Origin of the sequence: Sphingomonas sp. LR60 (genome assembly GCF_036855935.1) — a bacterium.
In the GTDB taxonomy this organism is placed as follows: Bacteria; Pseudomonadota; Alphaproteobacteria; order Sphingomonadales; family Sphingomonadaceae; genus Sphingomonas.
Genome location: NZ_JASPFK010000001.1, coordinates 1,374,228 through 1,400,545, shown reverse-complemented (window position 1 = coordinate 1,400,545; position 26,318 = coordinate 1,374,228). Strand labels below are relative to the sequence as shown.

Here is a 26,318-nt window from a genome sequence, read left to right as displayed (position 1 = left end):
CGCGGCTTCCGCGGCGGCCTCGGAACGCTCGCCCCCTATCGCTCGCGTCACGGCTGCGCTAGGCGCGCGGGGATATGACTACCCCGCTCAACACGATCCGCAATTTTTCAATCATCGCGCACATCGATCATGGCAAGTCGACGCTCGCCGACCGCCTGATCCAGGCGACCGGCGGCCTCACCGATCGCGAGATGAGCGAGCAGGTGCTCGACAATATGGACATCGAGAAGGAGCGCGGGATCACCATCAAGGCGCAGACCGTGCGCCTCGCCTATAAGGCGCAGGACGGTGAGACCTACACGCTCAACCTGATGGACACGCCCGGCCACGTCGACTTCGCCTATGAAGTGTCGCGGTCGCTGGCGGCATGCGAGGGCGCGTTGCTGGTCGTCGATGCCGCGCAGGGCGTCGAGGCGCAGACGCTCGCCAACGTCTACCAGTCGATCGAGCACGACCATGAGATCGTGCCGGTCATCAACAAGATCGACCTGCCCGCCGCCGAGCCCGAGAAGGTCCGCGCCGAGATCGAGGACGTGATCGGCATCGACGCGTCCGATGCGGTCCTCGCCAGCGCCAAGTCCGGGATCGGCATTCCCGACATCCTCGAGGCGATCGTCAAGAAGATCCCGGCGCCCAAGGGCGATGCCGAGGCCCCGCTCAAGGCGATGCTGGTCGACAGCTGGTACGACCCGTATCTCGGTGTCGTGATCCTCGTGCGCGTCATGGAAGGCGTGCTGAAGAAGGGTCAGCAGATCAAGTTCATGCAGGCCGGCACCACGCATCTGATCGACCGCGTCGGCTGCTTCCGGCCCAAGATCGAGCAGCTTCCCGACCTCGGCCCCGGTGAGATTGGCTTCATCACTGCGCAGATCAAGGACGTCGCGCAGGCGCGGGTCGGCGACACGCTGACCGACGCCAAGCGCCCCGCCACCGAAGCGCTGCCGGGGTTCAAGGAAGTTCAGCCGGTCGTCTTTTGCGGACTTTTTCCCGTTGATGCCAACGACTTCGAGAAGCTTCGCGAGAGCATTTCGAGGCTGCGCCTCAACGACGCGTCGTTCAGTTTCGAGATGGAAACCTCGGCCGCGCTCGGCTTCGGCTTCCGCTGCGGCTTCCTCGGGCTGCTGCATCTGGAGATCATCCAGGAGCGACTGACCCGCGAATACGACCTAGACCTCATCACCACCGCGCCGAGCGTGGTCTACCAGATCGAGTTGAGCCACGGCGCCGGGCATATCGACCTCCACAACCCCGCCGACATGCCCGATCCCAACAAGATCGAGTCGATCAGCGAACCGTGGATCGAGGCGGTGATCTACGTCCCCGACGAATATCTCGGGTCGATCCTCAAACTGTGTCAGGATCGCCGCGGTATCCAGAAGAACCTGACCTATGTCGGCGGACGCGCGCAGGCGACCTATGAGCTGCCGCTCAACGAGGTCGTCTTCGACTTCTACGATCGGCTCAAGTCGCTGTCGAAGGGCTATGCGAGCTTCGACTATCACCAGATCGGCTATCGCGAGGGCGACCTCGTCAAGATGAGCATCCTCGTCAACGAGGAACCGGTCGATGCGCTGAGCATGATCGTCCACCGCGGCACCGCCGAGACGCGTGGTCGCGGCATGTGCGAGCGCCTCAAGGAACTGATCCCGCGCCATCTGTTCAAGATCCCGATCCAGGCGGCGATCGGCGGCAAGGTGATCGCGCGCGAGACGATCAGCGCGATGCGCAAGGACGTTACCGCCAAATGCTACGGCGGCGATGCCACGCGTAAGCGCAAGCTGCTGGACAAGCAGAAGAAGGGCAAGCTGAAGATGCGCGAATACGGCTCGGTCAGCATCCCGCAGGAAGCCTTCATCGCTGCCCTTCGCATGGGCGACGAGAACTGAGTCGCTGGCCGTCGCTCCGGGTGTGACTCGGGACGACGGCCAAGACCGTCCGCGACACGTGCTTCGACAAGCTCAGCACGAACGGGGGTTACAATCCGGCTCTCTCCCGTTCGCCCTGAGCTTGTCGAAGGGCGTGCCCGACCCGGTAAACTTCATTGAGCGTACGTCCAAGCAATGACGGCGGATCGACCGCTATCGGTGAACCCTATCCGTTCGCCCTGAGCCTGTCGAAGGGCGTGCCCACACGCCCACCAGCAGCATCAATACGCCCGTGCCACCGCGAACTCGACCGCCTCGACCATCGCGTCCTTGATCGGACTGTCGGCGAAGATCGCCAGCGACTCGATCGCGCGCTGCCCATAATGCCGCGCTCGCGCCAGCGTATCGTCGACCGCGCGCGTGCGGCGGACCAGATCGATCGCCTGCGCGAAATCGGTATCGCTAGACCGGCGTCCCTCGACCGCGTCGCGCCAGAACGCCCGCTCCTCGTCGCCGCCCCGCGCATAAGCGAGGATCACTGGCAGCGTCATCTTGCCTTCGCGGAAATCGTCGCCGGCATCCTTGCCCATCGTGCCCGCGTCGCTGGTGTAATCGATCGCATCGTCGACCAGCTGGAACGCGATCCCGAGGTTACGGCCGTACGAGTCGAGCGCCTGCTCCTCCGCCGCCGGGCGCTCGGCGACCACCGCCGCGATCCGGCACGCCGCGGCGAACAGCGCCGCCGTCTTGGCGTGGATGATGTCGAGATAGCGTTCCTCGGGCAGGTCGACGCGCCGCGCCGCGGTCAACTGATTGACCTCGCCCTCCGCGATCACCGCCGAGGCGTTCGACAGGATCTCCAGCGCGCGCATGTTGCCGCCCGCCACCATCAGCTCGAAGGAGCGCGAGAACAGGAAGTCGCCGACCAGCACGCTCGCCGGATTGCCCCAGATGATGTTCGCGGTACGCTTGCCGCGGCGCAGGTCCGATCCGTCGACGACATCGTCGTGGAGCAGCGTCGCCGTATGGATGAACTCCACCGCCGCGGCGAGCAGGTGATGGCGATCGCCGCCATAACCGACCAGCTGCGCCCCCGCGAGCGTCAGCATCGGGCGCATCCGTTTGCCGCCGCCCGCGATCAGATGACCGGCCAATTCCGGGATCAACGGAATTTCCGATCGCATCCGCTCTACGATCACGGCATTGACGTGATCCATGTCGGCGGCAACCAGCCCGATCATGGGATCGAGCGAGGGCGTGTGCCCGGGAAGTCGGTGCAAGGTAGCGCTCATCTGTTCCTGCCCTTAGGGGAGGCACGCGCGCAACGCAAGCGCGGGCTGCATGACCATTATCGCTTTGACGGGGAAGCCGTGATGACCGACGACGTTCTGAAGGGCTATCGCAAGAGCATCGACAACATCGACGCCGCTTTGGTGTGCCTGCTCGCGGAGCGCTTCAAGATCACGCAGGCGGTCGGCGCGCACAAGGCGCATACCGGGCTGCCCGCCGCCGACCCCGGCCGCGAAGAGGCGCAGATCACGCGGCTGCGTCAGTTGAGCGAGGACGCCGAGCTGGACCCCGAATTCTCGGAGAAGTTCCTGCGCTTCATCATCGACGAGGTGATCCGCCACCACCGCGCCGCCGCGGCGGGCTGAACGGTCAGGTCGCCGGCCGGTCGGCGCGACGCATCGCCAGCCGCGCGATCGTCGCGTCGGCAAGCTGCTTGAGGTGCATCTGGTCATAGGCGCCGAAATCGGCGCGCGGCGTTCGGTCGAACACGCAGAACGTCCCGATCGGCAGATGGTCGGCATCGACCAGCGGTGCGCCGGCATAGAAACGCACCTGCCCGCCGTCGATCAGCACCGGATTGTCGGCAAAGCGTGCGTCCGCACGCGCATCCTCGACGCAGAATACCGCCTGCGGGGTAATGATCGCATGACCGCAGAGCGACATGCGGCGGCTGTAGGTTCGCGACGAGACCCCGGCGGCGGCGATCAGATACTGCCAGTCGCGCGAGAGGATCGACACCGCCGCCATCCCGGTGCCGAACCGCTGCCGCGCCTGTTCGACCAGCTCGATCAATATGCTGTCATTGCGCGCGTCCAGCGCCCCGGACGACAGCACCGCGCGTTCGCGGGCGGCCTCGTCACTCGGCGTAGGCGCCGGTGCATAAACGGTGATCCCCATACCCCCGGCGACTCCGAGCTTTATGTTTTCTGGAACGGCGCGCCGATCGATCGACGCGCGCTGTCTGGGGAGGGTCGCTACAATGCCGCTGAAAGGGCGGCAATCATGTATTTGTTTTCAAAGGCAATCTTGTAAAAATTGACTCATGGCGCGCCAACTGCGGCGATCGGCCCGTGCGTCGTAACCGAACCCGGCCTGCCCGGCGGGCATTGCGCTATCGGTGAAGGCATGGCCCGCGCGCCCATAGGCATGGATCTGCCAGTCGGCGCGCGCGGCGGTGAGCTCCTCGCCAAGTTCGACCACCGCCGACGGCGGCCCGAGCGGATCGTCCCACCCGTGGCAGATCAACAATGGAACGGTGATCGGATCGACGCTCGGCCAGTCGGGCCGGTCATAGACGCCGTGGAAGCTGACCCCGCCGCGGATCGGCAACCCGGCCCGCGCCATGTCGAGCACGCATTTGCCCCCGAAGCAGAAGCCGATCGCCGCGACGCTCGCTTCATCGACCTCGGGCTGGGTGGTCAGCGCGCCCAGCGCCGCACCCAACCGCTCGCGCAGCAACCCGCGATCGGCGTTGAGTTCGTCCATATAGCGGCTCGCCCCCGCGCCGCGCTGCGTGCGCTTGCCCTGGCCGAACAGGTCGCAGGCGAAGGCGGTATAGCCGAGCGCCGCCAGCGCCTCGGCCTTGAGCGTGTCGGCTTCTTTCTGCCCGAGCACGTTCGGGATCACCAGCACGCCCGGCCGCGGCCCGGCCCCGGCATCGTCCCACGCGAACACGCCTTCGAACGGACCGCCCGGCCCGTCATGGACGATAGTGCGACGGCTGATCGTCATGGGCGCGCTCTCCTGTTGTGTCGGTCGTACCTTTCGCTAGATCGGAGCCATTCGCCGGACAAGCAGCGGGGCTCATGATGCAGATCAGGAAGGACGTTCCCGCCAATCCGCTGATCGCGCCGTTGCTCGCCGCGCATGTCGCCGATCAGCGCGACAACACTCCGCCCGGCTTCTCCTTCGCGCTCGACACCGCGGGATTGTCGACCCCGGACGTCACGTTCTGGACGGCCTGGGACGGTGACACGCCGATCGGCATGGGCGCACTGCGCGAACTCGACGCGCACAGCGGCGAAGTGAAGTCGATGCGCGCCGCCGACGCCTGGCGCGGGCGCGGAGTCGGTCATGCGATGCTGGAGGCGATCGTCGCGACGGCTCATGGGCGCGGCTATCGTCGCTTGTACCTCGAAACCGGCACCACCGCGGCCTATGCACCGGCGCTCGCGCTATACCGCCGCGCCGGCTTCGTCCCTTGCGATGCCTTCGCCGATTATGCCCCCAGCCCGCATAACCAGTTTCTGACCCTGATCCTCTAACGGGAGAACCCGATTGCCGACGCTCGTCCTCATCCGCCACGGCCAGTCCGCCTGGAACCTCGAAAACCGCTTCACCGGCTGGTGGGACGTCGACGTCACCGAGAAGGGCGCCGCCGAGGCGCGCGCCGCGGGCGAATTGATGGCGGCCAAGGGGCTGGACTTCGACCAGACCTTCACCTCGCTCCAGACCCGCGCGATCAAGACGCTCAACCTCGCACTGGAGGCGATGGGGCGGCTCTGGCTGCCGGTCGAGAAGGACTGGCGGCTCAACGAGCGGCACTATGGCGGGCTGACCGGGCTCGACAAGGCCGAGACGGCGGCGAAGCACGGCGACGAGCAGGTCCACGTCTGGCGCCGCAGCTTCGACGTCCCGCCGCCGCCGATCGAGCCGGGCAGCCAGTTCGACCTCTCCGCGGACCGCCGCTACGCCGGGATCGACGTTCCCGCAACCGAGAGCCTCAAGGACACGATTGCGCGGGTTCTGCCTTATTGGGAAGGCCGCATCGCTCCCGCGCTCAAGGACGGACAACGCGTGCTGATCTCCGCGCACGGCAATTCGCTCCGCGCGCTGGTCAAGCATCTGTCGGGGATTTCGGACGACGAGATCACCGGGCTGGAAATTCCGACCGGCCAGCCGATCGTCTACGAATTGGACAACGCACTCAATGCGACCGACCGTTACTATCTGAACGAGCGGTAATCACACGGGCTCCCTGATTCGGGGGCTGTACCACCCTCCCCGTCACCCCGGCGAAGGCCGGGGCCCAGTTGGGAAGGTCGCAGTGGTGGTGCGCTGCGCGTCGTCAAAAGCCTCCTGCAACTGGACCCTGGCCTTCGCCGGGGTGACGGGAGAGAGGGTGAAAATGGCGGGCGATTGAGCCCACCGCCCAACCCTCAAACCGCGGCGCGCACCGCATCGCAGATGCGGTCCACCACCCGCTCCACCTGCGCCGGATCATCGCCCTCGGCCATCACGCGGATCACCGGCTCGGTCCCCGACGGACGGATCACCAGCCGCCCCCGCCCTGCCAGCTCCGCCTCGGCATCGGCGATCACCGCCTTCACCGCGTCGGTCTCCAGCGGCTTGCCGCCCGAGAAGCGCACGTTCTTCAGCAATTGCGGCAGTGGCTCGAAACGGTGCAGCACCTCGCTGGCCGGTGCGCCCGCGCGGCAGATCTCCGCCAGCACCTGCAACGCCGCAACCAACCCGTCGCCGGTCGTCGCATAATCGCTGAGGATGATATGCCCCGATTGCTCGCCGCCGACATTGTAGCCGCGCCGCCGCATCGCCTCCAGCACGTGCCGATCGCCGACCGCGGTGCGGATCAGCCCAAGGCCCTGCGCCTTCAGATGTCGCTCCAGCCCGAGGTTCGACATCACCGTCGCGACCAGCCCGCCGCCCGCCAGCCGCCCGGCCCGCGCCCAGCCCGCGGCGATCGTCGCCATCAACTGGTCGCCGTCGATCACCCGGCCCTTTTCATCGACCACGATCAGCCGGTCGGCATCGCCGTCCAGCGCGATCCCGATCGCCGCGCCATGCGCGATCACCGCCTCCGACAAGGCTTCGGGGTGGGTTGAGCCGATCTTGTCGTTGATGTTCAGGCCATTGGGATTGACCCCGATCTGAACGACGTCGGCGCCCAATTCCCACAGCGCCTCCGGTGCGACCTGATAGGCGGCGCCGTTCGCGCAATCGACCACCACCTTCATCCCGTCGAGCCGCAAGTCATTGGGGAACGTCGATTTGGCAAAATGGATATAGCGACCGCGCGCGTCGTCGATCCGCTTGGCGCGCCCGATCTCGCCCGCCGGGGCGAGCGCAACCTCGCCGTCAATCGCCGCCTCGATCGCCAGCTCGTCCTCGTCGGACAGTTTGTAACCATCCGGCCCGAAGAGCTTGATTCCGTTGTCGAAAAACGGATTGTGGCTGGCGGAGATCATCACGCCCATGTCGGCGCGCATCGACTTGGTCAGCATCGCCACCGCCGGGGTCGGCATCGGACCCACCAGCGTCACATCCATCCCGACGCTCGTGAACCCGGCCTGCAACGCGCTCTCCAGCATATAGCCCGACAGGCGCGTGTCCTTGCCGATCACCACCCGGTGGCGGTGCTGCCCGCGCAGGAAGTGTCGACCGGCCGCCATCCCGACCTTCATCGCCATCTCCGCGGTCATCGCGCCGGCGTTGGTCAGGCCGCGAATGCCGTCGGTGCCGAAATATTTTCTTGCCATCGTGTCTTCCGTTCGCTTGGCCCAGACAGGTCCCATAATCGCGGACGAGCAAAAGGCGAAGATACCGCATGTCGCAAGCTACGCGCATTCTCCTGTCGCTGTTGATCGGGCTGGCGGGCGGCGTCGCCCTCGCCAGCTTCGCGCGCGCTGCGGTCCCGGGCACGATCGCGATCGCGGAGCCGATCGGCGCGGCATGGCTGCACGGGTTGCAGATGACGATCGTGCCGCTGGTGGTGTCGCTGCTCGTCACCGGCGTCGCCTCGACGGCGGAGGCAGCGCGCGCCGGGCGGCTCGCCGGTCGCGCCATCGCGCTTTACGTCACCTTCCTGTTCCTGTCGGCGGTGATTGCCGCCATCGCCACGCCGCTGATCCTCGCGGTCGCCCCGCTCCCCGCCGCCTCGGCACAGGCGTTGCGCGCCGCGCTGGTCGGCGCGGGCAAGGTGCCGACCGTCCCGCCGCTCGGCGAGTTCTTCGCCGGGATCGTACCGACCAATATCGTCCACGCCGCCGCCAGCGATGCCTTCCTGTCGCTCATCATCTTCACGCTCGTCTTCGCATTCGCGATCGCGCGGATCGACGCCGAGGGGCGGACCTTGCTGGTGCGCTTCTTCACCGCATTGCGCGATACGATGCTGGTGGTGATCGACTGGGTGCTGTGGATCGCGCCGCTCGGCGTGTTCGCGCTGGCGCTGGTGGTCGGTGCACGTGCCGGCTCGGGCGCGTTCGGAGCGCTCGCGCATTACATCCTCGTCGTCGCCAGCGTCGGGGTGATCGTGACGTTGCTCGCCTATCCGGTCGCCTGGACCGGCGCACGGCTCAACCCTGCGGATTTCGCCCGCACCGCGCTGCCGTCGCAGGCGGTGGCGATCAGCACGCAGTCTTCACTCGCCTCGGTGCCGGCGATGCTGGAGGGGGCGCGCAAGCTCGGTGTGCCGGTCCAGACCGCGGGCGTGACGCTCCCGCTAGCGGTCGCCATCTTCCGTGCGACCGGCCCGGCGATGAATCTCGCGGTCGCGATCTATGTCGCGACATGGTTCGGCGTCTCCCTGTCGCCCGCGACGCTGGCGATCGGCGTGGTGGTGGCGACGCTCACCTCGCTCGGCTCGGTCAGCCTGCCCGGCACGGTCAGCTATGTCAGCGCCATCGCCCCGATCGCGGGCACGATCGGCGCGCCGATCGCCCCGCTTGGCTTGCTGGTCGCGGTCGAGACCATCCCCGACATCATCCGCACCGTCGGCAACGTCACCATGGACCTTGCGACCACCGCATGGCTGGGCCGGCGCGAACCTAGAGCGTAGCGCGCCGCGGTCGGCTGCCGAAGGCGTAGAGCGCGCAGGCGGTCCAGATCAGCGCGAAGGTGACGATATGCACCCCGCGCAACGGCTCGTGGAACACCAGCACCGCCAGCAGGAACTGCAGCGTCGGCGCGAGATATTGCAGCAGTCCCAACGTCGAGTACCGCAACCGACGCGCCGCGGCGGCGAACATCAGCAACGGCGCGGCGGTCACCGCCCCCGCCAGCACCAGCAACAGATCGATGTCGCCGCGCCCGAACACCGGCTCGGGGCTGAGCCACAGCACCGCCAACGCCGGCCCGACCAGCAACGCGGTCTCGACCGTCAGCCCGCCCAGCGCATCGATCGCCGCCACCTTGCGGATCAACCCATAGAGGGCGAAGGTGAAAGCGAGCGTCAGCGAGATCCACAATGCCCCGCCCCCCACGATCGCCAGCGCCGCGACGCCGATCGCCGCCACTGCCACCGCCGCCTTCTGCGCCGCGCCGATCCGCTCGCCGAGCACGATCGTCCCAAGGGCGACGTTGAGCAGCGGATTGATGAAATAGCCGAGGCTCGCCTCCAGCACATGCCCGCTCTGTACCGCGAAGATGTAGACCAGCCAGTTGACCGCGATCAGCGCGGCGGACGCGCACAGCAGCAACAACGTCCGCCCGCGCGCCGCCGCCATGATCGCCGGTCCACGCCGCATCGCCAGCACGATCGCGGCGAGCAGCAGCAACGACCAGATCACGCGATGCGCCAGCACCTGCAACGCCGGCACGCCGGTCAGCAGGTGGAGATAGAGAGGGAGCAGGCCCCAGGACACATAGGCGCCCACGCCGAGAAGCAGGCCGGAACGATGCGAATTGTCGGTCATCCCTGCCCTGTCGCTAGTGAAGCGACGCGATGCAAGGCCGCCGCGACCCGCGGCGATCGGGGAGCAAGGAAACAGTCGCCCTCTCCGCGCTTTGCCCGTACCAGCGTCGCGCCCCCATGCTGTCCCGCCTCGTCCTCACCGATGTCCGCAACCACGAAGCGCTGTCGATCGCGCCCGATGCCGCGCCAGGCTTCGTCGTGCTGTACGGCCCGAACGGCGCGGGTAAGACCAACGTGCTGGAGGCGGTGTCGCTACTCGCACCCGGTCGGGGATTGCGCCGCGCCGCCTTGTCGGAGGTCGCGCGCAGCGACGGGCCGGGCGGCTTCGGAGTCGCGGCGACGCTTGAGGATGGGCAGACGCTCGCCACCGGTGCGGTGGCGTCGGCGCCCGAACGCCGCGTGGTGCGGATCAACGGCGCCGCCGCACCCGCGACCGCGCTCGCCGAGCGGGTCGCGGTGCTGTGGCTCACCCCGGCGATGGACCGGCTATTCACCGAGGCGGCGGGCGGGCGACGGCGTTTCCTCGACCGGCTGACGCTGGCGATCGAGCCCGGCCATGCCCGCGACGGCGCACGCTACGAGGCGGCGATGCGCGATCGCAACCGGTTGCTCGCCGATCCGCTCCCCGACTCCGACTGGCTCGCTGCGCTGGAGGCGCAAATGGCGCAGCACGGTGCCGCGCTCGACTCCGCGCGCCGTCGCACCGTCGCCGCGCTCGATCAGGCACTCGCCTTACAGCCCGCCGGGGAGATCGCGCGCGCGCGGATCGCGCTCGACGGGTGGAGCGGCGATGCGCAAGCACTGGCGGACGCCCTGCGCACCGGCCGCGCCCGCGATGCCGCCGCCGGGCGCACACTGGTCGGCCCACATCGCGCCGATCTGATCGTCACGCACGTCGACAAGGCCCGCCCTGCCGCCACCGCCTCGACCGGCGAGCAAAAGGCGCTGCTGCTCGGTATCGTGCTCGCCCATGCGGAGCTTGTCGCGCGACTGACCGGGCACGCTCCGGTGCTGCTGCTCGACGAAGTGGCCGCGCATCTCGACCCCGTTCGCCGCGCCGCGCTGTTCGCGCGCCTCGCCCCGCTCGGACAGGTGTGGATGACCGGGACCGAGCGTGCCTTGTTCGACGGGATCGACACCGCCACTTGGGTGGCGCTGCACGATGTCGTTACACCCACAACATTTTCGCCTGCGCCGCGTTGAGGGACGAATTGTCGTCCGCTCTCATGGGAAGAAGCCCGCTGACCGATGTTGCCGCTCCTGCCGCCGCCCCGCGCACGCTGACCGAATGGCGGCGCGGCTGGCCGGTGGTGGCGGCCGCGATGCTCGGCGCCGGGTTCGGGCCGGGGCTGTACCAGAACCTCTCCAGCCTCTTCACGCCGGGCCTGGAGGCAACTTTCGGATGGTCGCGGGGCAACATCGCCACCGCTGCCGGGCTCGCTTTGAGCGGCGCGATCGCCGCGCCGTTGATCGGGCGCGCCGCCGACCGCGTCGGGGTGCGACCAGTGATCGTCGCGTCGATGCTGTTGCTGGGCGCGGCCTATCTGTGGCTCGCGGCGATGGGAATGAGCGGCGGCCGGGCGATCTGGCGCTATCAGCTCGGCGTCGTCCTGCTCGTATTGGCGCTGCCGGGGACGAGCAGCCTCACCTACGGAAAACTGATCGCGGCGCGCTTCGTGCGCGGCCGCGGCATGGCGCTGGCACTCGGCACCTCGGGGCTGGCGCTGGCAACGATCGTCGCTGCACCCATTCTGGGCGCCACCATCGCCAACTTCGGCTGGCGCGCGGGGTTCGCTGCCTTGGCAGGCGGCTCGGCCGTACTCGCGCTGCCGCTGATCCTGCTCAGCCTCCGCGCCGTGCCGCTGCCCGCCACCCCCGCGGCGGACCGTAGCGGCCTGCCGGGCACCAGCGCGGCAGCGGCGCGGCGCGACAGCCGCTTCTGGATCATGGTCGCCTCGGCCTGGCTCATCAACGCCGCCACGACCGGCTTCGTGACACAACTCGTTCCGATCGGGCTCGAACTCGGGCTGCGCCCTTCCCAGGCGGCGTTGCTGCTCACCAGCTTCGCCTCCAGCGCGATCGCCGGGCGTTTGCTGGTCGGCTGGCTGATCGATCGATTCCGTCCGCAACCCGTTGCCGCCGCCTTCGCGATCGTCTCGGCGGCCAGCTTCGTCGCGCTCGCCTTCGCGCCTTCCGGACTGGCGCTGCTGCTGGTGCTCGTCTTCCTTGCCGGGCTGATGAATGGCGCGGAGAACGACCTGCTGCCGTTCTTCGCCGCGCGCCTGTTCGGCTTGCGTGCCTATGCCGAGATTTACGGCACCGCGATGCCGATCGCTTTGTCGGGCACCGCGGTCGGGATCATCGGCTTCGGACGCCTGCACGACCTCACCGGCGGCTATACCGGGGCGTTGACGCTTGGTTGCGGCGCGCTGCTGCTCGCGGCAATATGCTTTCTGATCCTCCCCGACCGTGCAGGGGATGACGGCGACCCCACCGCTCGCTAGCGACCGCCGATGCCCGCCCGCTCGCCTGCTCCGAATCACAGCGAATGGCGCAGCGGTTGGCCGATCGTGCTCGGTGCGGTGGTGGGCAGCGGCGCAGGCCCCGCGCTCTTTCAAAATCTGTCGAGCATGTTCGTGCCGGGCATGACCGGCGAGTTCGGCTGGAGCCGCGGTGCGATCGCCGCCGCCAGCGGATTGGGCTTCGCCGGCAGCCTCGCGGTGCCGTTGCTCGGGCGCGTCGTCGATCGCATCGGCGTCCGCCCGATGATTGTCGGCTGCATGGTCGCGCTCGCCGCCGCCTATCTCGGCATGGCGGCAATGACCGGGCGATTGTGGCATTATCACCTGCTCGTACTCACCCTGGCGATGACCGTGCCAGGCACCAGCGCGCTGGCCTATGGAAAGCTGATCGCAGCGCGTTTCGTCGCGCATCGCGGTCTGGCGCTGGGACTAGCGACCTCCGGACTGCCGCTGACCACCTTGCTGTTGCCGATCGCGCTGGCCGAGGTGATCGGGCATTTCGGATGGCGCGGCGGGTTCGTGGCGCTGGCGATCTATTCGGCGCTGATCGCCTTGCCGATCGCCTTGTTCTCGATCCGCCGCGCCGATCTCGTCACTCGCCCGACCGACGACGCGCCCGAGCCTCCCGGCATCTCCGCCGCCGCGGCGCGGCGCGATCCGCGCTTCTGGCGGCTGGGGCTGACCGGCTTCTTCGTCAATTTGGGCACGATCGGTTTCATCACGCAATTGGTGCCGTTCGGGATCGACCGGGGATTGGCCGCGAAGGAGGCGGCGCTGCTGCTGACGGCATTCGGCGCGTCGCAGGTCGCAGCGCGCGTCACGTTCGGCGCGCTGATCGACCGCTTCCCGCCGCAGCGGATCGCCGCCGCCGTCGCCTTCATCTCCGCACTCGGCTTTGCGGCGCTGCAATGGCCGGCCCTGGCGCTGCCCGGGCTGGCACTCTGCGTCTTCTGCGCCGGGCTGATGAACGGCGCGGAGAACGACCTCTTCCCCTTCTTCGCCGCGCGGCTGTTCGGGTTGCGCGCCTATGGCGAGATCTACGGCACGCTGATCGTCGTCGCACTGATCGGAAGCGGCGCAGGGATCATTGGCTTCGGCGCGCTCCATGACCTGACCGGCGGGGATGCCGTCGGACTGACCGTGGCGAGCGGCGCATTGGCGATCGCCGGGCTGCTCTTCGCGGGGCTGCGCGACCGGCCCACCCGGGCCTAGGTTTCGCTTTCGCTACACCGCCCGGCTGCCTATATGCTCCGGCATGGCAGAACCTCAGAATACCAGCGAATACGGCGCCTCCTCGATCAAGGTGCTGAAGGGCCTCGACGCCGTCCGCAAGCGCCCTGGCATGTACATCGGCGATACCGACGACGGCTCGGGCCTCCACCATATGGTGTTCGAGGTGAGCGACAATGCGATCGACGAGGCGCTGGCCGGGCATTGCGACCGGATCGACATCACGCTGAACGCCGATGGTTCGGTGTCGGTGACCGACAACGGCCGCGGGATCCCGACCGGCATCCACCCGGAGGAAGGCGTGTCGGCGGCCGAGGTCATCATGACCCAGCTCCACGCCGGCGGCAAGTTCGAGAACACCAGCGACGACAACGCCTACAAGGTGTCGGGCGGCCTGCACGGCGTTGGCGTGTCGGTGGTCAACGCGCTGTCCGAATATCTCGACCTGACGATCTGGCGCGACGGCGAGGAGCATTACATGCGCTTCGCTCACGGCGACGCGGTCGCTCCGCTCAAGGTGGTCGGCCCCGCCGAGGGCAAGAAGGGCACGCGCGTCACGTTCCTCCCCTCGCCCGCGACCTTCAAGATCGTCGAGTTCGATTTCGAGAAACTCGAACATCGCTATCGCGAGCTGGCGTTCCTCAACTCGGGCGTCCGTCTGTTCCTGAACGACGCGCGCCACGAGGAGCCGAAGTCGATCGAGCTGTTCTACGAAGGCGGGATCGCCGCGTTCGTGAAGTGGCTCGACCGCAACAAGCAGCCGCTGTTCCCCGATCCGATCTCGGTCGCCGGCACCCGCGATCATGTGACGATCGAGGTCGCGCTGGAGTGGAACGACAGCTATTACGAGAACGTCCTCGCGTTCACGAACAACATCCCGCAGCGTGACGGCGGGACGCACATCGCCGCCTTCCGCGCCGCGCTGACCCGCACGCTCAACAATTATGCCGAAAAGTCCGGGCTCCTGAAGAAGGAGAAGGTCTCGCTCACCGGCGACGACATGCGTGAGGGGCTGACCGCGATCGTCTCGGTCAAGCTGCCCGACCCGAAGTTCAGCAGCCAGACCAAGGACAAGCTCGTCTCGTCAGAGGTCCGCCAGCCGCTCGAAAGCCTCATGGCCGACAAGATGGCCGAATGGCTCGAGGAAAATCCGCAGCACGCGCGCTCGATCGTCGGCAAGATCATCGACGCCGCCGCCGCGCGCGAGGCGGCGAAGCGCGCGCGCGAGCTGACCCGGCGCAAGGGCGTCATGGACATCGCCAGCCTGCCGGGCAAACTCGCCGACTGTCAGGAGCGCGATCCCGCCAAGTCCGAACTGTTCCTCGTCGAGGGTGACTCGGCCGGCGGCTCGGCCAAGCAGGGCCGCGACCGCCACTTCCAGGCGATCCTGCCCTTGCGCGGCAAGATCCTCAACGTCGAGCGGGCGCGCTTCGACCGTATGCTCGGCTCGAAGGAGATCGGCACGCTGATCCAGGCGATGGGCACCGGGATTGGTCGCGACGACTTCAAGCTCGAGAAGCTGCGCTACCACAAGATCGTCATCATGACCGACGCCGACGTCGACGGCGCGCATATCCGCACGCTGCTGCTGACCTTCTTCTATCGCCAGATGCGCGAGATCATCGAGGCCGGGCATCTCTATATTGCGCAGCCGCCGCTCTATAAGGCCACCAAGGGCCGCTCGGAGGTCTATCTCAAGGACGATCACGCGCTCGACAATTACCTGGTTGACGCCGGGCTGGGCGCGATGGCGCTGGAGCGTGGCGACGAGAAGCTTACCGGCGTCCACCTGCGCCCGCTGGTCGAGCACGCACGGCGGATGCGGACGCTGATGCGTTACGTGCCGCGTCGCTACGATCCGGTCATCATCGAAGGGCTGGCGCTGGGCGGCGCGCTCGATCCGGAAGCGACGCGCGACACCCGCGCCGCTGCCGTCACGGAGGTCGTCCGCCGGCTCGATCAGGGCGACAACGAGGCGACATGGAGCGCGCGCGTCACCGAGGAAGGCAGCATCCACTTCGAGCGATTGTGGCGCGGCGTGACCGATCATCACATCGTCGAGGCGGCGTTCCTCGCCTCTGCCGAGGCACGCAAGCTCCACACGCTCGCCGCCGAACAGGCCGAGACCTTCGCGCACGCCGCGAAGCTGGTGCCGGTCAAGACCGCCGCGGTCGAGACGCCGGTCGACGCGATCGCCACCGACGAGGAGGGTGAGGAGACCGTCTCCGTCGGCCGTGGCGAATCGCTGGTGGCGCGCCCGTCGCAATTGCTGGAGGCGATCCTCGCTTCAGGTCGCAAGGGACTGGCGATCCAGCGCTACAAGGGTCTCGGCGAAATGAACGCCGAGCAGCTCTGGGAAACCACGCTCGATCCGTCGAACCGCACGATGCTCAAGGTCGCGATCGAGCAGGCCGATGTCGCGGACGAGATCTTCACGCGCCTGATGGGCGACGTCGTGGAGCCGCGCCGCGAGTTCATCCAGGAGAACGCGCTGAGCGTCGCGAACCTCGACGTTTAAGCGGCACCATCACTTCTCGTCGTCCCGGACTAGGTTCGGGACGACGGTGACATAACGCTCCCCACACCCGTCATCCCCGCGTAGGCGGGGATCCAGACGAGCAGGTCTTCGCGAAAGCCGAGACGCCAGGGGTTCTGGATTCCCGCCTTCGCGGGAATGACGAACGCGGGGATGACGAACGCAGGAACGCCGAAGCGGCAGCCAGCAAGACCTAGCCCACCTTCCCGTCCACCCACGCCCGCAACAACGAATGCGCGATCGCATATGGCGGCGGCGCACCGAACGCGCCCGCCTCCCCCGCCAGCGCGGCGCGAACCTCGTCGCGCGTCGCCCAGCGCGCATCCTCCAGCTCGTTGGTATCGAGCGTGATCGCATCATCCTCTGCCTCGGCGATGCACGCGATCATCAACTGCGACGGGAAAGGCCACGGCTGGCTCGCGACATAGCGCACCGCACTCACCCGCACCCCGGCTTCCTCGGCAATCTCCCGCGCCACCGCTTCCTCGATCGACTCGCCCGGCTCCAGAAAGCCCGCCAGCGCCGAATACCGCCCCGCCGGGAACGCCGCCTGTCGCCCGATCAGCGCGCGCCCCTCGTGTTCGGCGATCATGATCACCACCGGGTCGACGCGCGGAAAATGCTCCGCCTTGCAGTTCGCGCAGCGACGCCCCCAGCCGGCGCGGAACGGCGCAGTGCCATGGCCACACCGCGCGCAGAACGGATGCCGCGCATGCCAGTCGATCAGTGCGCGCGCCGCTGCGAACGTCGCGGCCTCACCGCCGCGCAACCGATCGAGCAACGCAAACAGCGTCGGCGACCGGTAGGGCGGCGGCGCCCCGTCGCCGGGAATGACGGCCGCAAAATGCGCGCGTCCCTCTGCAAGCCCCAGCAACACGAATTCGGCCCCGTCCGGCGCGTCGGCGACCACGCCCCACGCAAGCGAGCCGTCCTCCTCGACGACCGGCTCGAACGCATCGAGCCGCAGAAGCCGCGATCCCGGGTTCGCCAGCAGCGCGGCCATCGCCGCCGGATCCTGCCGCAGCGCGTCGGCGCGATCCAGCGTGCCGCCGGTGAACCCGGTTTCGATCACCATTGCCCTCCATGCAGCCGCGCGGCATCGCGCCGGATCGCGGCATAGGTTTCCTTGCCCAGCGGCCACTTCTCGGCCGGGAAGTAATTGACCATGATCGTGCTGCGGAACCGCTTGGCGGGATCGACCAGCGCCAGCGTCCCCGCCGCCCCGGCCCAGCCATAGCTGCCCTTCGACGCGCCGTTCGGATCGTCGTTCAGATACACGACGCCGCCCGCGCCGAAGCCGCGCTGCTGGCCGTCATTGTCGAAAAAGACGCCGGCCGGCATCAGGTTCGACATGGCCAGTCGCGCGGTCTGTTCCTTCATCACGCGACTGCCCTGCAAGCTTCCATAGTTCTGGAGCATATGGAGGAACCGGTCGTAATCTCGCGCGCTGCTCACCAGCCCCGCGCCACCATAAGGGAAGCTCGGCGGCTGCAGCCACGGCGACCGTGCCGCCGGGTCGAGCGGGGTCAGGTTCTCGCCGACGAAGGCGTAATTGCTCGCGAATCGCCCGACATCGCGCTGCGGCACCTGCCAATAGGTCGAGGTCATGCCGAGCGGATCGAGCAATCGCGTCTGGACGAAGCGCTCGAACGACATGCCGCTAGCCTTCTCGACCACCGCCGCCAGCACGTCGAGCCCCATCGAATAATGCCAGGTCGTCCCCGGCTCGGCGACCAGCGGCGCCTGCGCCAAGCGATCGGCGAAGGCGGCGAGCGACGCCGGACGCGTGCGTCGCGCCTGCGCCTCGACTTGCGCGTTCACGGTCGCCGGCACCAGGCCGAGTCGCTCAATTTCCTTGATCAACGGCCCCTTGGCGTTGATCTGATACCCGATGCCGGACGTGTGCGTCATCAACTCGCGGATCGTGATCGGCTTGGTCGCGGCGCGCGTCTCCAGCGACGTATCGGGGCTGGTCAGCACGCGCATCTTTGCGAACGCCGGGAAGTATTTCGACAGCGGATCGTCGAGCGACAGCTTGCCATCCTCGACCAGCAACATCGCCGCCATGCCCGTGATCGGCTTGGTCATCGAATAGACGCGCCACAACGAGTCGGGACCAGCCGCGGCGGCACCGGGGTCGAGCGAGATCTTGCCGGCACTGACGAACACCGTCGGCAACTCACCCAGCCCGAATGCGCCGACGATCCCCGGCATCTTCCCTGCCGCGATATAGCCATCGTACAGCGCCTTGGTCGCGGGCAGCATCGTCCCCGCCACCGCGGCGTCCGGCGCACGCTGGGTTGGTGCGGGCGCGCGCATCTGCGGCTGTGGTTGCTGCGCAGAGGCTGCGACCGTCGCCAGCAGCGCCGCGCTCAGCCCCGCCGTCTTCACCGGCTTCATCATCGTCCACCGCGTCGTCTTCATGCCCGTCTCCTCACCACATCTGCCGCTTTCGCGAACACCGTCGGCAATCCCGCTTCGGCAAGCCGGTCGACCGGCCACCATTCACCTTTGTTGCTCGCGGCTTCCGTGTGCGCCACCGCGACCGCAAGGTCGATCGTGAAATGCGTAAAGCCATGACTCACCGCCTCATTCAGCAGCCGCCAGTCGGCGTCTGCGGGTGCATCGACGAGCAACGGGGGGTCGTCGCACCACGGTCCGGTCGGCAGCGCGCGCATGCCGCCGAGCAACCCCTTGTCCGGCCGCCGCACCAACAGCACCGAGTCGTCGCGCTGCAACCAGAACAATGTGCCGTGCCGGTGGGGCCGCGCCGCCTTGGGCTTCTTGACCGGATAGGCTTCGGGGTTCCCGGCTACCTGCGCGGCGCAGCCGTGGTTCAGCGGACATAGGAGGCAGCGCGGCCGGCGCGGCGTGCAGATCGCCGAGCCGAGGTCCATCATCGCCTGCGCGAAGTCGCCGGCGCGCGCCTCGGGCGTGATCGCATCCGCGGCCGTGCGGATCGGCTTGCGCGCCGCTGGCAGCGGCGTGTCGATGGCAAACAGCCGCGACACCACGCGCTCGACATTGGCATCGACCACCACCGCGCGCCGCCCGAACGCGATCGCCGCCACCGCCGCCGCGGTATAGTCGCCGAAGCCCGGCAAAGCGCGCAGCGCCGCTTCGGTGTCCGGCAATTTCCCGCCATGCTCGGCTGCGATCGTCCGCGCCGCCGCCAGCAGGTTGCGCGCTCGCGCATAATAGCCAAGCCCGGCCCACGCCGCCATCACCTCACCCTCGTCGGCGGCGGCGAGGTCGGCGAACGTCGGCCAGCGCCGCGTCCATTCGACGAAGCGCGGGCGCACCGTCGCTACCGTCGTCTGCTGTAGCATCACCTCGCTCAGCCACACGCGATAGGGGGCGGCAGCCTCGCCCGCCTTCGCGCGCCACGGCAGATCGCGGCGATGGCGATCGTACCAACCGAGCAACGGAGTCGCGATATCGATCCGGTGCTTGGCGTCCATGCCCCGGCTATGGCATGGGCAGTGGAATGAGCAAGCGCGCTGGCGATCCCAAAACCGAATCCCCGCGCCACAATCGCTCGCGGCAGGTCGCCGAGCTGTTGCCCGCGGTCGGCGGCGCAGCATTCCGCCGCTTCGGCTTCGTGCAGTCGGCGATCGTCACGCGCTGGCCGGAGATCGTCGGCGAGCGACTCGCCGCCGCCAGCACCCCCGAATCGATCCGCTTTCCCACCGGCAAGAAGCAGGACGGCGTGTTGACGCTCACGGTCCGCGGCGCTCATGCTGCGATGATGAGCCATTTGACGGCCGAGATCATCGAACGCGTGAACCGTTTCTTCGGCTATGCCGCGGTGGTGCGCGTCGCGATCCGGCATGGCGAGGTCACGCGCCGCCCCGAACGCCGCACGCCGCCGTCGCTCGCCCCGGCCCCGCCCGAGATGGGGCAAAGCCTGCGCACGATCGCCGATCCCGAGTTGAAGGCCGTGCTGGAGGCGCTCGCCTCCGGCGTTGCCGCCCCCGCCCCGTATTGCCGAAGGTCCGATGACCCGCATTCTCCTCCCCCTGCTCGCCGCCGTCGCGCTTACCGCCGCCACCGCGCCCCGCCCCTGGACCGCGGTCGCGACGCCGGTGGCAAGCGGCAGCTATTTGATCGGCAATCCCAAGGCGCGCGTGAAGCTCGTCGAATATGTCAGCTACACCTGCCCGCATTGCGCGCACTTCACCCAGGAATCCGATGCCACGCTCGGTGCGATGGTCCGCTCGGGCTCGACCAGCGTCGAGTTGCGCAACCAGGTCCATGACGGGATCGACCTGGCCGCGGCGACGCTGGCGCGCTGTTCGGGCGCGGCGGCCTTCCCGCGCGTTCATGCCGCTTTTTCCAGAAGCAGGAGCAATGGCTCGATCTTGCCAGCGACTGGGCGCAGGCCAATCAGGCGCGGATCGCCAGCTGGCCGCAACTCGCTCAGCTCTCCGCGATCGCCGAAGGTGCCGGGCTGACCGCCATCGCGCGCGACGCGGGGCGCCGCCGGCGGCGATCAGCGCCTGCTTCGCCACCGATGCAGCGGTGAAGAAGACGATCGCGATATCCGAAAGCACGTCAAAGGTCCCCGGCACGCCCGCGTTCGAAATCAACGGGCGGCTGATCCAGAATGTCGGCTGGACGCAGTTGCAACCGCACTTGCGCGCGGCCGGTGCGAAATGAGCGACGGAGTGACACGATGAAGCGTATGGCAACCCCCTTGCTGGCGGCGATCGCGCTGCTCGCCGGCTGCGGCAGCGGCGCGGGCGACGGTAATGGCAGCACGCCGACCGCACCCGCGGGATCGGTGAAGGCGGTCGCGGCCCCCGCCGGTCAGGACTGGACGCAGGTCGTGTCCGCAACCCCGGAAGGCGGCTTCGTCGTCGGCAATCCCGACGCCAGGCTGAAGCTGGTCGAATATGGCTCGCGCACCTGCCCGACCTGTGGCGCGTTCGGCCAGACCGGAATGCGTCCGCTCGAGGACAATTACGTCAAGAGCGGCAAGGTCTCGTACGAATTCCGCGACTTCCTCGTTCACGGCCCGCCCGATCTCGCCGCCGCGCTGCTCGGTCGCTGCGCCGGGCCGCAGCCGTTCTTCCCGATCCTTGAGCAAATGTATATCGATCAGCCCAAGTTCCTCGATACGCAGATGAAGATCGCGCAGGATCAGGCGTTCCTGCAGCAGACGCAGAACGCCGCCCCCGCGCAGGTCGCGACGGCTTGGGCCGAGAAGATGGGCTATCTGGAGTTCATCAAGCAGCGCGGGGTGCCGGAGGCGCAGGCGCGCGCCTGCCTCACCGATGCGAAGGCGATCGACCAGCTCACCAAGATGATGCAGGACGGCACCGACAAGAACGGCGTCACCGGCACCCCGACCTTCATCCTGAATGGCGCGAAGGTCGACGGCGTCACATGGGCGCAGGTCGAGACGGCGCTGAAGAACGCGGGCGCGTGATGCCGGCGGGCGTCCGCCGCCCCGGACGCCTGTTGCGGGCGGGTGCCGAACGCGCCCGCCCCGCGCCAACCCTTCATTCCCGCCCCACACCGTCATTCCCGCGAAGGCGGGAATCCAGAACCTCTGACCTTCCCGCAAAAGGCGCAGCGTTCGCGCGTCTGGATTCCCGCCTGCGCGGGAATGACGAAGACGACCGGCCCCGCCTGACGCGATGCGGATAAAACGCCTCCGCCTCACGGGCTTCAAGAGCTTCGTCGACCCCGCCGATCTCCGCATCGAGCCGGGCCTGACCGGCGTCGTCGGCCCCAATGGCTGCGGCAAGTCCAACCTCCTCGAAGCACTCCGCTGGACGATGGGCGAGAACAGCGCCCGCTCGATGCGCGGCGCGGGGATGGAGGACGTGATCTTCGCGGGCACCGCCTCGCGTCCGCCGCGCGACTTCGCCGAAGTGGCATTGCTCGCCGAACGCGACGGCCCGGACGGTCCCGAGGAAAGCGAGATCGTCCGCCGTATCGAGCGTGGCGCAGGCTCCGCCTACCGGATCGACGGTCGCGACGTCCGCGCGCGCGACGTGCAGTTGCTGTTCGCCGATGCCGCGACCGGCGCGCACTCGCCCGCGCTCGTCAGCCAGAATCGCATCGGCGCGGTGATCGCTGCGCGCCCGGTCGAACGACGCGCGATGCTGGAGGAAGCCGCCGGCATCGCCGGGCTCCACGTCCGCCGCAAGGATGCCGAAACGCGGCTTCGCGCCACCGAGGCCAATCTCGCGCGCCTCGACGAACTGCTCGCCGACCAGACGACGCGGATCACCGCGCTCCGGCGACAGGCACGCGCCGCCGAACGCTACCGGCTGCTCTCCGAACAGATCCGCTTCGCCGAAGCGCGGATGATCTTCGCACGGTGGCGCGACGCCGCCGCCGCGGCGACCGAAGCCAAGGCCGAAGCGGACGCCGCCGACGCCGCGCTTGTCACCGCCTCCGCGGGCAGCACCGCCGCCCAGGCTGAACAGCAAGCGGCCGCCGAGCGCCATGTCGCCGCGCGTGACGCCGCGCTCGCCGCCCGCAAGGCCGCCGCCGAGATCGCGCACCAGCTCACCCGGCTTCAGGAACAGCGCATCGGCCTCGAACGCCGCTTGTCCGACACACGCAACGCGCGCGTACGGATCGACGACGATCGCGCGCGGGAAGATGCGCTCGCGCACGACGCCGCCGCCGCCATCGCGCGACTGGCGGACGAACGCGAAGCCCTCAAGCAGCGCATCGCGCAAGCTGCCGCCGCGCGTCCCGCGCTCGATGCCGCGCTGACCGATGCCGAACGCCGCGCGCGCGATGCCGAAGTCGCGTTGGCGCAGGCAATGTCCGCCGAGGCCGCCGAGGCCGCCGAACGCCGCGTCGCACTCGCTGCGCAGGCGGCAGCGGCCGCGCGCTACGACCGCGCGCGTCGCGAGGCGATCCAGCTCGCCGGTGCGATCGAGGCGCTCGACGATCCCGCGGTGCTGGAGGAACAACGCGCCATCGCGCAGGCGGCGCTCGCCGCGGCACAGGAGCAGGCCGAAAAGGCGGCGGCGGCGCTGACCTGGGCCGAGACCAGCGAGACCGAGGCGCGCGAGGAACGAGACCCGGCCGAGGCAAGCCGCGCCGCCACGATCGCCGCGCTGGCGGCGCTCGACGGCGAACTCGCCGCGCTGCGCCAGTCGACGGCGCGCGATGGCGATCGGTTGATCGACGCAGTCCGTGCGGAGCCCGGTTTCGAGCGAGCGCTGGCCGCAGTGCTCGGCGACGAACTGGAGACCGCACTGGCCGACTGGACCGGCGCCGCGCTCGACCCGACCGATCCCCCCGCGCCGGTGGGGACGCTGCCGCTTGCCGCTCGCGTTACGGCCCCGCGCGCGCTCGAACGGCGCCTGTCGCAGGTATTCCTGGTGGAGGGCGATTCCGGTCAGGTTCTCCAGGTCGGGCAGCGCCTCGTCACCCGCACCGGGCATGTGCGGCGCTGGGATGGCTATGTTAGCGACATCGGTGGCGTGGCGGCGGCCGAGCGATTGCAGCGGCTTAACCGGATCAGCGCGCTTGAGGCGGCACGCCCCGCCGCCGAACAGGCGGTTGCGGTCGCCACCACGCGCCGCACCAAGCTTGATGAGCGGATCGCGCGTGCCCGCGCTGCGGCCCAGTCATCGCGGACCTTGCTCACCGAGGCCGAGGCAGCGCACCGCGGGGCGCAACGCGACGAGGATCGCGCCACCGCGCTGATCGAGCGTCTGGTGGCGCAACAAGCCGATCTCGCCGTGCGTGCCGCGCGCGTGACCGCCGAGGCGGAGGCGGCGGACCTCGAAAAGGCGCAGGCTGCTCAGGTGGTGGACGCCTTGCCCGATGGAGCCGCGGCGACCGCCGCCACCGCGCGACTGCGTGCCGAGGCCGAGACGGCGCGCGCGCATGTCGCGCTCGCCCGCGCCGATCGCAGCACGCACGACCGGATGCTCGAAGAGGCGCGTTCCCGCGCGTCGGGCGCCAGCGACGAAGCGCTCGGCTGGCGCGCGCGGGCCGGCGAAGCGGCACGGCGGATCGAGGATATGGCCGCGCGCGCCGCCGCGCTCGATATCGAACTGGCCGATCTGTCGGCGCGTCCAGCCGCGCTGGCGACCGACATCGCGACGCTGGAGGCGCAGCACCTCGCCGCGCGCGCCGACGCCGAGGCCACGCACGAAGCCGAACGAGAATCCGATGTTGCCCTACGCGTCGCGGACGCCGCACTCACCGGCGCTGCAGAAGCCTTGGCGCAGGCGCGTGAGCGACGCGCCGGCGCGGTCGCGCGGCTCGAAGGTCACGAACTGCGCCGTGTCGAAATGGGGCGAGTCTCGGGCGAACGCTTCGAATGCCCTGCGCCGGTCTTGCCCGAGCGGATAGGCTTCGACGTGGACTCGGTGGCGAGCCCTGCGGAAGAATCGGCCGCGCACGAGCGGCTTTCCATGGATCGCGAACGGCTCGGCCCGGTCAACCTGGTCGCCGAACAGGAACTTGCCGAGCTGGAAGCCGCCGGCACCGCCACCGCCGCGGAGCGTGAGGAACTGGGTCAGGCGGTCAACCGCCTGCGCGGCTCGATCGGCACGCTCAATCGCGAAGGCCGCCAACGGCTGCTCGCCGCGTTCGAGGCGGTCGACGGCCATTTCCGGCGGCTGTTCACCACCCTGTTCGACGGCGGTCAGGCGCATCTCGCGCTGGTCGACTCCGACGATCCGCTTGAAGCCGGGCTGGAGATCATGGCGCAGCCGCCCGGCAAGCGGCTGCAATCGCTGACCTTGCTATCCGGCGGCGAGCAGGCGCTGACCGCGATCGCGTTGATCTTCGGGCTGTTCCTGACCAACCCGGCGCCGATCTGCGTTCTCGACGAGGTCGACGCGCCGCTCGACGATGCCAATATCGAGCGCTTCTGCGACCTGCTCGATCGCATGGCCCGCGAAACCGACACGCGTTACCTGATCGTCACGCACAATGCCGTGACGATGAGCCGGATGCACCGGTTGTTCGGTGTCACGATGATCGAGAAGGGCGTCAGCCGGCTGGTGTCGGTCGATCTTCAAGCGGCGGAGCTGCTGGCGGCGGAATGAGCGTCCAGCCGGGCGCATCGTCGCGCACCGCGCCGTGGATCAACCATAGCATCGCCACCCCGCGCACGATCGCGGCGGCAAGGATGTCCGATTGCGTCGCCGACGGCCACGGGCCGTCCATTCCCGCGAACAGCCAGAATTCCGCGAAATAGGCGAGCAGGTCGCCGAGCAGGAACAGCGCCATCGCCCGCACCCGCGTGCCGGTCAGCACGATCATCGGCCAAAGCCACAGATCGAACTGTGGCGAATAGACCTTGTTGGTCAGCAGGAACCACGCCAGCACCGGCATGAACAGCAACCACGGTCGCTCGCCGTGCTTGCGCCAGCCCACCGCGACGATCGTCGCCGCGCCACCCGCGAAGAGCACGAACGACCAGAAATTGCGCGTCGGTATGTCGGTGGCCCACCAGCCGAACTGCGCCATCAACTCCCAGGCGCTTGCCGCCGTCCCGCTGCGCTCGCTGGAAAAGGTATAGAATTCACGCCAATTCTCGAACGCCAGCGCGGCCACGGGCAGGTTGACCACGCCCCATGCGACCACCGCGACCACCACCATCGCCGCCGCCGCGCCGATCCGATGCGGCCAGCGCCAGCCGGCGCGGAACAACGCGCCCAATCCGAACAACGGCAGCATCACCACCGGGAACAGCTTCGCCGCGCCCCCCAGTGCCGCCAGCGCGGTCGCCTTCCGGTCCGCCCCGCGCCGTGCCGCCAGCAACGCCGCGACCGCGAAACTCACCGCCAGCAGATCCCAATTATGCCCGAGATACAGCACCAGCGGCGGCGCGAGCGCCCACGCATATTGCCGCCTGATCCCCACGCCGCCGCTGCGCAGGAACTCCAGCACCACGAAGGCGAGGATCGCATTGCCGAGCGTCACCGCATTGAGGAAGTCGGCCGCATCCGCGCCCCGCCCACCGATCACGCGCGCGACCAGTCCTTCGACCCAGATCAGCGCGCCGGTCAGCACCGGATATTCCATCCGCGCCTCGAAGTACGGAACCTGCCCCGCCGCGACCCCCCGCAAGCCCCAGAACGGCACCGCATCGCTATAACAGCCGGTAATATACTGCTCGGACCCGCTCCACCCCGCGCCGCAATGCGCCTTGAACGCCCAGCCGAGCAGGCACGTCAGCGCCAGCGCAAGGTACGGGCCATTGGGGCCGAGCCGGTCGATCAGCTTCTTCACGG

At 68.6% G+C, this 26,318-nt stretch carries 22 protein-coding genes and 1 pseudogene; 14 read left to right on the top strand and 9 right to left on the bottom strand.

All coding sequences use genetic code 11. The annotated features are described in order from the left end of the window. The first annotated feature begins 74 nt into the window (after window positions 1-74). Window positions 75-1,886, top strand: coding sequence for a translation elongation factor 4 (lepA, locus tag QP166_RS06345; RefSeq protein ID WP_333915157.1), 1,812 nt, complete (start codon window positions 75-77; stop codon window positions 1,884-1,886). Between the two features lie 260 nt (window positions 1,887-2,146). Here the strand turns inward: lepA and QP166_RS06340 are convergent, their stop codons facing one another. Then, window positions 2,147-3,157, bottom strand: a complete 1,011-nt coding sequence (locus QP166_RS06340; RefSeq protein ID WP_333915156.1) for a polyprenyl synthetase family protein — start codon at window positions 3,155-3,157, stop codon at window positions 2,147-2,149. Between the two features lie 81 nt (window positions 3,158-3,238). Between QP166_RS06340 and QP166_RS06335 the strand changes: the two genes are divergently transcribed. Continuing rightward, window positions 3,239-3,520 carry a chorismate mutase gene (locus tag QP166_RS06335; RefSeq protein WP_333915155.1) on the top strand — a complete coding sequence of 94 codons (282 nt, stop codon included), beginning with the start codon at window positions 3,239-3,241 and terminating at the stop codon, window positions 3,518-3,520. Between the two features lie 4 nt (window positions 3,521-3,524). Here the strand turns inward: QP166_RS06335 and QP166_RS06330 are convergent, their stop codons facing one another. Together QP166_RS06330 and QP166_RS06325 are read right to left on the bottom strand one after the other, a co-directional pair. Further along, the gene (locus QP166_RS06330) at window positions 3,525-4,052 is read right to left on the bottom strand and encodes a GAF domain-containing protein (RefSeq protein ID WP_333915154.1); all 528 of its coding nucleotides are present in this window, start codon (window positions 4,050-4,052) and stop codon (window positions 3,525-3,527) included. Window positions 4,053-4,169: 117 nt separating this feature from the next. After that, a complete protein-coding gene (locus QP166_RS06325; RefSeq protein ID WP_333915153.1) occupies window positions 4,170-4,886 on the bottom strand; it encodes a dienelactone hydrolase family protein in 717 nt (238 codons plus the stop codon). 74 nt (window positions 4,887-4,960) lie between these two features. Between QP166_RS06325 and QP166_RS06320 the strand changes: the two genes are divergently transcribed. Together QP166_RS06320 and gpmA are read left to right on the top strand one after the other, a co-directional pair. Further along, entirely contained in the window at window positions 4,961-5,419 is a 459-nt protein-coding gene (locus tag QP166_RS06320) for a GNAT family N-acetyltransferase (protein WP_333915152.1), read from the top strand. Between the two features lie 13 nt (window positions 5,420-5,432). Beyond that, a complete protein-coding gene (gene gpmA / locus QP166_RS06315; RefSeq protein ID WP_333915151.1) occupies window positions 5,433-6,119 on the top strand; it encodes a 2,3-diphosphoglycerate-dependent phosphoglycerate mutase in 687 nt (228 codons plus the stop codon). Between the two features lie 194 nt (window positions 6,120-6,313). Here gpmA and glmM read toward each other — a convergent pair whose 3' ends face one another. Beyond that, on the bottom strand, window positions 6,314-7,651 hold the full coding sequence (gene glmM / locus QP166_RS06310) for a phosphoglucosamine mutase (protein ID WP_333915150.1): 1,338 nt from the start codon (window positions 7,649-7,651) through the stop codon (window positions 6,314-6,316). 68 nt (window positions 7,652-7,719) lie between these two features. Here glmM and QP166_RS06305 point away from each other — a divergent pair, with 68 nt between their 5' ends. Continuing rightward, window positions 7,720-8,949: a dicarboxylate/amino acid:cation symporter gene (locus QP166_RS06305; RefSeq protein ID WP_333915149.1), complete on the top strand. Its 1,230-nt coding sequence runs from the start codon at window positions 7,720-7,722 to the stop codon at window positions 8,947-8,949. Here QP166_RS06305 and rarD read toward each other — a convergent pair. Next, window positions 8,939-9,805: an EamA family transporter RarD gene (gene rarD / locus QP166_RS06300; RefSeq protein WP_333915148.1), complete on the bottom strand. Its 867-nt coding sequence runs from the start codon at window positions 9,803-9,805 to the stop codon at window positions 8,939-8,941. The genes QP166_RS06305 and rarD overlap by 11 nt on opposite strands. Window positions 9,806-9,921: 116 nt before the next feature. Between rarD and recF the strand changes: the two genes are divergently transcribed. Genes recF through gyrB form a run of 4 tightly spaced genes read left to right on the top strand, consistent with a single transcriptional unit; the run spans window position 9,922 to window position 16,074 of the window. Then, on the top strand, window positions 9,922-11,007 hold the full coding sequence (recF, locus tag QP166_RS06295) for a DNA replication/repair protein RecF (RefSeq protein WP_333915147.1): 1,086 nt from the start codon (window positions 9,922-9,924) through the stop codon (window positions 11,005-11,007). Between the two features lie 23 nt (window positions 11,008-11,030). Further along, window positions 11,031-12,308, top strand: a complete 1,278-nt coding sequence (locus QP166_RS06290) for an MFS transporter (RefSeq protein ID WP_333915146.1) — start codon at window positions 11,031-11,033, stop codon at window positions 12,306-12,308. A gap of 9 nt (window positions 12,309-12,317) precedes the next feature. After that, window positions 12,318-13,538, top strand: coding sequence for an MFS transporter (locus tag QP166_RS06285; RefSeq protein ID WP_333915145.1), 1,221 nt, complete (start codon window positions 12,318-12,320; stop codon window positions 13,536-13,538). Between the two features lie 43 nt (window positions 13,539-13,581). After that, a complete protein-coding gene (gene gyrB, locus QP166_RS06280) occupies window positions 13,582-16,074 on the top strand; it encodes a DNA topoisomerase (ATP-hydrolyzing) subunit B (protein WP_333915144.1) in 2,493 nt (830 codons plus the stop codon). Between the two features lie 211 nt (window positions 16,075-16,285). On the opposite strand, the gene nudC is transcribed toward gyrB, so the two are convergent. The 3 genes from nudC to mutY are packed head-to-tail and all read right to left on the bottom strand — an operon-like array spanning window position 16,286 to window position 19,553. Then, window positions 16,286-17,167, bottom strand: a complete 882-nt coding sequence (gene nudC / locus QP166_RS06275) for an NAD(+) diphosphatase (protein WP_333915143.1) — start codon at window positions 17,165-17,167, stop codon at window positions 16,286-16,288. After that, window positions 17,161-18,516 carry a serine hydrolase domain-containing protein gene (locus tag QP166_RS06270; protein ID WP_333915142.1) on the bottom strand — a complete coding sequence of 452 codons (1,356 nt, stop codon included), beginning with the start codon at window positions 18,514-18,516 and terminating at the stop codon, window positions 17,161-17,163. The genes nudC and QP166_RS06270 overlap by 7 nt, the downstream gene beginning before the upstream one ends. Next, window positions 18,513-19,553 (bottom strand): A/G-specific adenine glycosylase, encoded by a 1,041-nt coding sequence (gene mutY / locus QP166_RS06265; RefSeq protein WP_333915141.1) that lies wholly within the window; start codon window positions 19,551-19,553, stop codon window positions 18,513-18,515. The genes QP166_RS06270 and mutY overlap by 4 nt, the downstream gene beginning before the upstream one ends. 14 nt (window positions 19,554-19,567) lie before the next feature. On the opposite strand from mutY, the pseudogene QP166_RS06260 reads away from it, so the two are divergent. The 5 genes and pseudogenes from QP166_RS06260 to smc form a co-directional block, all read left to right on the top strand. Next, window positions 19,568-20,065: pseudogene (locus QP166_RS06260) on the top strand (DUF721 domain-containing protein); the annotation flags it as partial. Between the two features lie 25 nt (window positions 20,066-20,090). Further along, window positions 20,091-20,546, top strand: coding sequence for a thioredoxin domain-containing protein (locus QP166_RS06255; protein ID WP_333915140.1), 456 nt, complete (start codon window positions 20,091-20,093; stop codon window positions 20,544-20,546). A gap of 67 nt (window positions 20,547-20,613) precedes the next feature. Further along, on the top strand, window positions 20,614-20,751 hold the full coding sequence (locus tag QP166_RS06250) for a hypothetical protein (RefSeq protein ID WP_333915139.1): 138 nt from the start codon (window positions 20,614-20,616) through the stop codon (window positions 20,749-20,751). 16 nt (window positions 20,752-20,767) lie between these two features. Next, window positions 20,768-21,523 (top strand): thioredoxin domain-containing protein, encoded by a 756-nt coding sequence (locus QP166_RS06245; protein ID WP_333915138.1) that lies wholly within the window; start codon window positions 20,768-20,770, stop codon window positions 21,521-21,523. Window positions 21,524-21,734: 211 nt separating this feature from the next. After that, window positions 21,735-25,127, top strand: coding sequence for a chromosome segregation protein SMC (gene smc, locus QP166_RS06240; RefSeq protein ID WP_333915137.1), 3,393 nt, complete (start codon window positions 21,735-21,737; stop codon window positions 25,125-25,127). On the opposite strand, the gene QP166_RS06235 is transcribed toward smc, so the two are convergent. Continuing rightward, window positions 25,072-26,316, bottom strand: coding sequence for a hypothetical protein (locus QP166_RS06235; RefSeq protein WP_333915136.1), 1,245 nt, complete (start codon window positions 26,314-26,316; stop codon window positions 25,072-25,074). The two genes, smc and QP166_RS06235, sit on opposite strands and share 56 nt — an antisense overlap. Window positions 26,317-26,318: the final 2 nt, after the last annotated feature.